At 48.9% G+C, this 7,941-nt stretch carries 10 protein-coding genes; 2 read left to right on the plus strand and 8 right to left on the minus strand.

Annotated elements, in window-relative coordinates:
* Nucleotides 1–519: 519 nt before the first annotated feature.
* From AC4ED1_RS14345 to AC4ED1_RS14365, 5 genes are all read right to left on the minus strand, one after another.
* Nucleotides 520–771: a YhjD family protein gene (locus AC4ED1_RS14345; protein ID WP_490939784.1), complete on the minus strand. Its 252-nt coding sequence runs from the start codon at nucleotides 769–771 to the stop codon at nucleotides 520–522.
* A gap of 70 nt (nucleotides 772–841) precedes the next feature.
* Nucleotides 842–1,258, minus strand: a complete 417-nt coding sequence (locus AC4ED1_RS14350; RefSeq protein WP_490939786.1) for a type II toxin-antitoxin system PemK/MazF family toxin — start codon at nucleotides 1,256–1,258, stop codon at nucleotides 842–844.
* Nucleotides 1,246–1,887 carry a type II toxin-antitoxin system antitoxin SocA domain-containing protein gene (locus AC4ED1_RS14355; protein ID WP_490939788.1) on the minus strand — a complete coding sequence of 214 codons (642 nt, stop codon included), beginning with the start codon at nucleotides 1,885–1,887 and terminating at the stop codon, nucleotides 1,246–1,248. Before AC4ED1_RS14355 ends, AC4ED1_RS14350 begins: the two co-directional genes overlap by 13 nt.
* 161 nt (nucleotides 1,888–2,048) lie before the next feature.
* A complete protein-coding gene (locus AC4ED1_RS14360) occupies nucleotides 2,049–2,696 on the minus strand; it encodes a peptidoglycan recognition protein family protein (protein WP_490939790.1) in 648 nt (215 codons plus the stop codon).
* Complete coding sequence (locus AC4ED1_RS14365; protein ID WP_490939792.1) at nucleotides 2,693–3,100, minus strand: phage holin family protein; 408 nt, start codon at nucleotides 3,098–3,100, stop codon at nucleotides 2,693–2,695. Before AC4ED1_RS14365 ends, AC4ED1_RS14360 begins: the two co-directional genes overlap by 4 nt.
* A gap of 126 nt (nucleotides 3,101–3,226) precedes the next feature.
* Here AC4ED1_RS14365 and AC4ED1_RS14370 point away from each other — a divergent pair, with 126 nt between their 5' ends.
* Both AC4ED1_RS14370 and AC4ED1_RS14375 read left to right on the plus strand, forming a co-directional pair.
* The gene (locus AC4ED1_RS14370; RefSeq protein ID WP_490939794.1) at nucleotides 3,227–3,409 is read left to right on the plus strand and encodes a hypothetical protein; all 183 of its coding nucleotides are present in this window, start codon (nucleotides 3,227–3,229) and stop codon (nucleotides 3,407–3,409) included.
* Between the two features lie 219 nt (nucleotides 3,410–3,628).
* Nucleotides 3,629–4,177, plus strand: coding sequence for a copper amine oxidase N-terminal domain-containing protein (locus tag AC4ED1_RS14375; RefSeq protein WP_490939796.1), 549 nt, complete (start codon nucleotides 3,629–3,631; stop codon nucleotides 4,175–4,177).
* Here AC4ED1_RS14375 and AC4ED1_RS14380 read toward each other — a convergent pair.
* The 3 genes from AC4ED1_RS14380 to AC4ED1_RS14390 form a co-directional block, all read right to left on the minus strand.
* Nucleotides 4,174–6,447 (minus strand): phage tail spike protein, encoded by a 2,274-nt coding sequence (locus tag AC4ED1_RS14380; RefSeq protein ID WP_490939798.1) that lies wholly within the window; start codon nucleotides 6,445–6,447, stop codon nucleotides 4,174–4,176. The genes AC4ED1_RS14375 and AC4ED1_RS14380 overlap by 4 nt on opposite strands.
* Nucleotides 6,448–7,503 (minus strand): distal tail protein Dit, encoded by a 1,056-nt coding sequence (locus tag AC4ED1_RS14385; protein WP_490939800.1) that lies wholly within the window; start codon nucleotides 7,501–7,503, stop codon nucleotides 6,448–6,450. It abuts the gene before it with no gap.
* Nucleotides 7,504–7,941 (minus strand): C40 family peptidase (locus AC4ED1_RS14390; protein ID WP_490939802.1); only part of this gene is annotated, 438 nt, incomplete at its 5' end. It lies immediately after the preceding gene.

Raw genomic sequence — 7,941 nt, forward strand, 5'->3', positions numbered from 1 at the left:
ATTGATCACGGGCCTCTGATGACGAATGACGAAAGCTAAAAATCATTGATAAATCAATGATTTAGGCTGTTCGTGTTCTGTTCGCTTCTGCTCATTTTTGGGGACGAATGATAAATTTGGTCCCCAATTCGTCCCCAACGTCCCCAACGTCCCCAAATGAAAGAAGCTCTACAGCAGGCTTTTTCCTCGATCACTTGTTTCCGTTTTCACCGTTTTCAATCCAGCGCCCCCTCCCTCTTTCAGGGGGGTGCAGGAAAAATATATAATCCATTTTAAAAAAGAAGGGGGTACTATAGCAATCACACATCACAGAGAAAGAACATCAAATAGTACCCCCAAAGAAAAAATATATACCTATATAATATTATAATATAATATATAATAATTATTTATTTTATTATATGTATAGTATAAGTATTTATTATACTATTAGTATAATAAATACTTATACGGGACGCTTTTTAAATCTTGCCTTCGCCTGTAAACACGCCCCCGTGCTTTCAGGCGAAGGCTACGCTTCTACTGCAGAATCCGCTCAATCCTCCCCTGTGTCTCCGCCTCCAGCATGGCGAGCATATACGGGCATCGTTCCCGGATGCCTTTTTCTGTGTACGTTACCTGTATATCCATATCGGTCCACTCTTCTTCAAGGATGAAAATAGCGTTGGATTTTAGGTCGCGTTTGATTTTCCGGGCATCTTCGATAATCCATTTCAGCATGATGACTCGCAAAAGCTTCTCCCGAATCAATTCGGTTGCACGGACTTGCATATGGAATCCTCCGCAAAATACGAATATACGTTCGTATTTTAACACAAAGAAAAACCGCCGAAAAGGGTGGCTAGATCAGTCCATGAATATGTAATTGGAGTGTTAGTAAGTCTTTAAGTTGTTGATCGCTCAACTTTCCCCTACGCTCGTATAAATCAACTTTGAGCACAGGTTGAACAAGTCCTAGCCGGGCAAGACATGGTATGATAACACTACCTTCTTCAGGGTATAATTCTAAGTCGCAAGATTTTTTGTAATCTAACTCGTGCGATAGCGGCACCACTACAACTGTCGGAAATGTTGGAGAAGAGTTTAAAGGACTATCGTGAAGTATAACAACTGGCCGGGAAGGGTGTAAATTACGGTCTTGTACATCCGCATCCGGAATAGAAATCAACCAATCCCTTATCGTCCAAATTTCATCCTGTACGAAAGAGCGCTTGTCCGTGAGATCTGAAATAAAACGCTTACGTTTTACTGAAGACATTTGTTTACCCTCTCTCTAAGCGGCTGAAGCTCTTCGAATTCTTTTAAAATTACTTTTGCGTAGCCTTCGTCGCTTCCTCTTTCGCTAAGGTCGAGGTTTTTAAGGTTATCTCTTAACTCTTCAAGGGTAAATTTGGGTTTTGGTCGATTCAAGCTATCCATGTTCAGCGCCACCCCTCGTAAAATACTTTGTCCTGATGGGTCACGTTGACGCTCTTCTTGAACTTCCAACATCGGAGCCGTACTATATGCTATTTCTAATATTTCGTTAAGATGCTTGTCTCTTAGTCTTTCCACGATTAGGTCTGCAATAAACGTGATTTCTTCGTCTAAAAACAATTCTTCTTGAAAATCTGTTTTGTCGGAGTAGATGTATGATGGAGAACCGTAAAAATTAGGTATACAATCTACGTTAATTGCCACACCAGTCAATGCTTCTGAGACTTCGTAGAATTCGTATCCTAAAGGCCCCTTCTTCTCTCGCACATATTCGAGTCCTGTGAATGTGCAGTTATACAGCTTGTACCATTCACAGTCAATCAAATAAAGAATTTTAACAAACTCCGTCCTCCACAGACCGCGCGGAAACTTACGCAAAATATGAACCATAAGTTTCTGCAGGTTGTTCATTGCTTATTCCTCCCCCTAGGCCCATTGTCACACTGTTGCACAAAATTGTCAACGATTATGACATAGTTAATCAAAAATAGTCCGAAAGAAACAGGGACTTTCAACTTAGAGCAGAGGAAAACAAAAAATCCCCGGCCTTTCGGGCCGGGGAAGTTCTTTCATCAACTATTCTGCGTCGGTTGGCCACTTGCTTTCCGTAATTCGTCTGCAAGCCTGCCAAATTCCGGGTCGGGCTTGATTCCATAAGCCGCCTGCAAAAACTTGATGATCTTGTTTGCGTCATCCCTCGACATCATGTATTCCTCACCCCCTTGCATGACGCTTTTTACGTCGGCAATAAACATATCCATGTCCTTACCGAACCTTGCAAAATATCCGTATGGGTCTGTATGGTCCGTTTCGCCGTATGTCCGGGATACCCAATTATGGGAATGAATCACCTCGTCAGGATTCCATCCGTACCGTTTGCACCCATCTGCCACAAGCCAGACAGTCCTCTTCCAGACTTCCGCAAACAACGCCGGATCGTCCGTTTCACACATCTCCACCGAAAGAAACCTTCGATTTGCTGTAGGGCCTGCGTGGTAAGCCATTTCGGACTCCGGTACCATTCTGACGATACGCTCCCAGTCAACCGCATAATGAGCGCTTGCCTGGGCGTCCGGATGGTTGGCGAAGTATCTGGCGATATTTACAGCCGGAGCGTTCGGCGTTGCGGTGGAATGGATCACCCAGCCCGTTGGCGTAAACGGGATTCCCGGTCGGTTTGCGCCAAGCGGGAGCAGCATTTCCTGAATCGGATACGTCATTTCGATTCCCCCTTCTCCTGCAGTTGTGCCAGTACCTTCGTCACAATCGGCGGAAGCGGCACCCCGAGAATCCCCAGGTTTTCGGTGATGGAGATACCTTCGCGGGCCACATAGAAATAGATCGCCAGCGTCCGAAAGATGGGTTCCTGGTTCCCTGACATTTGATCGAGCAGGACCGCCACGGCAACCACAGCAAGAATGGCACCCTTCCGGATGCCGCCCCAAAACATCACTTCGCTGTTTACATTTTTTCTTTTTATGGCTCCAAGAAGGCCGGTTACATAGTCAAAGATCATGAACATGATTAACGCTTTCAATGCGGCATCCCATCCTCCGAGCCATGCGCTGATGATTGTTCCGATTCCTGCTACAGCGGAATTTAAGAAAAATTCTTTTGTGTTCACCTTTCTCACGCTCCGTTTCAGGAAAAATAAAAACCGCTGCAGAGCGGCTTGTGTTTTGTCGAAATTTTTCTAAAGGTTTCCACCCCCGTATGTCGAATTGTGCAAAGTGGAAAGGGGGTGGAAATTATGGACTTTGGTTACAGCGCTGAAGAATTGGAAGAACACCTTAGCGAAGCGTTGAAAGAGCATGCGCCAGGTTTAGACGATGCTTTACTCAACGGTATTTGCAAGGCGCTTGCCGAAGTTATTGAGAGAAATAACCGGGCAATTAAAAACAGCTTAGACAGAATGGCCAGAGGAGGATTCTAATTTCTTTTCAAGATTTGAAATTCGTTCCTCCAATTCCCCGACTTTATCGAAGGTTTCCTGTGCATATAGAAAAAATTCTTCGAGGGAGTTCGGGGCATTTTTTACAGGCTTACTTTGTTCTTTCGCAAGGTCCATTTCGTAACTGCTCATTTTTCACACATCCCCTTTTCATTTTGTTGTGGTATAATTTTCCTCAAAACGATTCAAGGAGGGACTCCCATGAAAAAATTTATGGCCGGAATCATAACCGGTCTCATTGTTGGTATCACCCCTTTTGCGTTTGCCGAATCCCCGATCAAGCTGATCGTAAACGGCAACGAGATTCATTCTGACGTACCGCCGACGGTCATCAATGGCCGCACCCTGGTTCCCGCCCGTCCGCTTGCCGAAGCGCTTGGCGCAAAAGTGGAATGGAACGAGTCCCAGAATGCGGTTGTCGTCACAGGTGGCCCGCAGATCGGTGGGAAGCCCACGGACCTCCCAAGCGCTGGAACGACAACGCCTCCAAGTGGTACAATAGACCAAAAGGAGGCGGACGCTGTGGAGGATTGGATTACTCTGAATGAGCTTGCCGAACAATATGGCGTTTTCGTTTCAGTTGGTGATACAGTTCTTTTTAAAAATGGCAATAAAGTTGTTGAATTTAAGCGTCCACAGATTGGCGGAAATAGGATTATCGAAGTGCAGAACGGAATAAAATTAAAGATAGTAGATGTACGTTTTTATGTTTCACCTTCCAACTTAAAATCCGCTGGATTCCTTGATTAAACCCCCATCTTCGCCTGGATAAACGCAGTTGCATCGATTCTACCGAGTCTATCAGGCCATAATTCAATCACATTCCACTGACCAATTACCAGGTTTGACTTTATGTCAATGCTGGTTTGATCAGATGTAAACGGTGCAGCAATGGCTGTGCCGTTTACTTTTACGGTAATGCTGGACGGTGCTCCACCCGTGTAAATGCCGTAAATAATGTCGTGTGTGTGGGACGGAATTGTATGCGTATGGTAAATATTGTGCGTGTGGTCCATGTTGTGGGTATGGTCTGAAATATCGTGACTGTGATTTACTGTAATATAATGTCTGTGCCAACCTGATTCAGTCCACGTAACTTTACCGCCACCATCAGTAAGTAAAACTGTTCCGTCTGGTATACCGTGATTATGGTAACCCGGAGAATCTGTTACGCTCATACCAGATGTATACGAATCAGTCCACCAGTGACTACCGCCAGAAGTCTGTCCACCCCCAGCCGCTGTAGTCGTCACACTTGACGGTCCGCTTGTCGTAATACTCGACGGTCCGCTCGTTCCGCCTCCTCCTGAAGCCGCTCCCTGCTCATATGCTCGGAACGCTTGCATCCGAAACCGCAACAACGCCTGATGAATCGACTTCGTTTCCGGCGACAAATACACATTCAGCACCAGGGGGTTGCTTGAATCAACGTTATCCGTCCGCCCTTCTTGCCACGTCTGCATAATGCCGTCCTCATCCAGCAGCACGGCTTTCATGTCCTTGTCCCACATTTTCAGCCCGAATTTCCCAGGCGCGTACTGCCCCAGGTGTGCCCGTAGCCGTTGCAGTGTGTCAAAGACCTGCAGGCCGGTATCCACCAGCTTTGTGTACCCGTCGCCGCTCGACAGTGCGTAGAGCGCAGAGCAGACAATCGTGTTCGCCAAAATCCCGTCCCCGGTCAACGCCGTCCGGAACGTCTGGCCGCCGTCCTTCGAAATCCCGATCCCGGAGGGCGTAATCCGCACCACTCTTCCCGTCAGGTTCCCGTTGGCATCCCGTTCCCGCCAGGTGGAAACCCCATCCACAAGCGAGTAATCGCCTTTCGCTCCGTTGATCTCCGTCGCAAACGTGTCAATAAACCCTTTGAGCAGGTTTCCGATGCTCGTGTTTGGTTTCAAAACCTCTTTTACAAACTTCCCGGCTTCCCGTCCCGCATTGATCATGTCCGCCAGGGTTTCCATCGGATCGCCAATTTCCAATTCGCATTTCCAGGGCTGAAACACATTGTACTTGTACCTGAACACCCGCGCCCGAATCTCGATGCCCATGTCCTCATCAATCACGTCCACCAGATCGCCAAGGACAAAATCTTCGTGGGACCAATCCGGCAGCGTTCGCAGATCGACCATCCCGACCCTGTAGTTGTACCGGGGTCTGCACAGCTTTTCAAGCTGCCTTTGTCCCCATTCCTTGACTTCCTGCTGCGTCTCCAGTTCCTGATTGGCCAAGTACCCTTCCAGCACTTCCGTTGTATACGAGAAATTTTCCAGGTACAGCTTTCCGTCGTTGACCGCGGCAATGTTCAGATCATCTTTCCCGAACGGGTACAACCGCGTCACGATGCTTGTATCCGCCGTTTTCATGATATGCTTCAGATTCTTTGCGTAGCGTACTTGGAACCCGGTATAGTTTTGCCAAAGCGTTTCCGAGCGGAGATGCACGACTTTGTGAATGCTGTCCCAAACCAGGATTCCGCCCCATTTTTCCTGAACCTTTTTGACGTTGGCAAGAACCGACTCTTTCTCTGTTTCCAAGTCATGAACACCGGACACATCGACCGTGCCGACGGTCCACCCGGTGCCCTGCAGCAGGTAGGCAAGCGCGGATCCTGCACTGCCCGCTGTGTATCCGGGAGCGGGGGCACCGCCGGACAGAATCGCCACGGTCCCCCAATGCGGGGTGGGATTCTGCGGGTCATTGGAGACCGTGACATACTTGCTGTCCAGCAGTTTCCAGCTTTCCTGCGCCGTAATTTTCGCCCATTTCTTCTGACCTTCTCGGCTGACTTCGATGCCGTCAGGATTCAGGATGACAAACTCCCGACCGTCGGCAATGATCCGGCTTCCAGGAACAAGATACTGAAACTTTTCCGAAGTGACGGGTAGTAAGAATGTCAGCGTTGAGGATCCGTTTAATTGTGTGTCGATCCAGCACTCTTTGAGTCCGTCCGCTTCTGGCGACAAGTAGGCTTCTGTTTCGCCCGCGGAGTTTTGAACCGTAATGTAATCAGGTATCTGCATTTACAACCAACGCTCCTTGAATTTGATTGAAATGGTTCCGCCGGTTGACGTTATGGTGTTGGTACCCGGCTTTAGCTTCGGAAACTTTCCGTTGTACCTGGCGATCGCGTTCGCCCCGTTTACTTTGGCCGTCATGGCTCCCGTGTCAATAATCAACGTATCCCCAGCGCTTAAGGTACCGGTGTACGTCATGGCGACACCGTTCACGGTTACCGTCGGGTTGGTTACGATCCCCCGAATTTCCAGCACGAACGGCGTTTCAGCGGTGCCGGTGTTCACGATTGTTCCCGTGTTGGCCGCCTTTTCGTTGCTTTCCAGCAGGGGCTTTACCAGCATCGGAATGGTGAACCTGCCATACCCTTGAATTAAGTCGTCCAGGCTGACTTTCCCGGCATATCTTGCACGGTAAATGATGGTCGGGTCATCTTCAAAGATCAGATCCTGCACGCCTTTTTTGGGATCAAAAAAAGCCGCGACCTGTCGGATGCGGCTCAAAAGATCCTCTTTGCTGTCTGCGACCAGATCAAACGGCAGTTCAATGATCCTTTCCCCGTAATCGCAGCCAAAATCAATTTTTTCGGGTTTTCCCGGGATCTCCTCCGTATAGTCGATAGTGGACGGCAGCAGGCTTTTCCGTGGGTCGGCAATCAACCGCAGTCCGTAATCGCTGGCCAGCTTCCCGCCAAAAGCAAGTGTGCGATCGGGCGAGATAATCTGCATAGTGTCGACATCCAGATCGTACAGAAGGTATATCTTTTGACTGGTGTCAGCATCCGTGTTTACCGGAACCCATAGCACCTGTTTTACATCTGCATCCACGACCACTTCAGCGTAAATTACTTGTTTGCTGTCCGCATCCGATGATACTGCAATGGCTAGGATTTGCTTCGTATCCGCAACCACTGTATGCGGCTCATATACACGTTGCAACGTGTCCGATGCAACGGAAACCGGACAATAGATCAACTGTGCCGTATCGGAAATGGCTACAACCTCATTCGATTGTTGATTGTCCCAAAACAGAAGCAGGGGCCCTGTTAAAGTTGGATGGGGCATCTATTTCACCCTCTTTATCTTCGGTGACTGGGCAAGATCGCCCGGCGTGACCCTCGCCGCATCTGCATCCGCAATCGGATGCCCGGCGTACTCCCATGCAGCCGCGACCAGTTCCGAGCAGAACCAGCGACCCGGGTCTTGCCAGTTTCGCCGCCAGCGGAACAGCCTGCCAAGCACAATCGAAACAATCGCCGTGTAGTCGTATCCCGCCCCGGTCTGACGGCGACAAAAAAAGACCGCTCTCATGCGGTCCTCTATGGTTGCTCCGGGAACCCGGAATACGTCGCTATATAGGATATCGTCGTCGGTCACCGGTCGCCTCGCCACCGGACGGCCAATGTCTACGTCGATCAGGTCGTCGCCAGTGAAGATGGACACGTGGGTGTATTCGGAATCCGTGAACTTCGCGATCAGCCACGAAAGCAGCCACCGAAGCGT

This window comes from Effusibacillus sp. SKA8, assembly GCF_058273125.1.